This is a genomic window from Pseudomonas sp. 18058 (assembly GCF_902706155.1).
Classification (GTDB): Bacteria; Pseudomonadota; Gammaproteobacteria; order Pseudomonadales; family Pseudomonadaceae; genus Aquipseudomonas; species Aquipseudomonas rustica.
Genome location: NZ_CACSJY010000143.1, coordinates 1 through 425, shown reverse-complemented (window position 1 = coordinate 425; position 425 = coordinate 1). Strand labels below are relative to the sequence as shown.

At 64.9% G+C, this 425-nt stretch carries 1 pseudogene; it reads right to left on the bottom strand.

What is annotated here, in order from left to right:
- Positions 1 to 417 (bottom strand): annotated as a pseudogene (gene glyA / locus GVL50_RS28545) (serine hydroxymethyltransferase); the annotation flags it as partial.
- Positions 418 to 425 lie beyond the last annotated feature (8 nt).

The window sequence follows — 425 nt, the reverse complement described above, 5'->3', positions numbered from 1 at the left end:
GATCTCTTCCTTCTCGTTCAGGCCGTAGGAGACGATGTTGAACCACTTGCCGCTCATGTTGAGGGGCATGCCGTGCGTGAGGTGGCCGCCTTCGGCCAGGCTCATGCCGAGGATGGTGTCGCCGGGCTTCAGGAACGCGAGCAGCACGGCCTGGTTGGCCTGCGAGCCGGAGTTGGGCTGCACGTTGGCGGCCTCGGCACCGAAGAGCTTCTTCACGCGGTCGATGGCGAGCTGCTCGACCACGTCGACGTTCTCGCAGCCGCCGTAGTAGCGCTTGCCGGGATAGCCTTCGGCGTACTTGTTGGTGAGCTGCGAACCCTGGGCGGCCATGACGGCGGGCGAGGCGTAGTTCTCGCTCGCGATCAGTTCGATGTGCTGTTCCTGGCGGACGTTCTCGGCCTGGATGGCGGCCCACACTTCGGGAT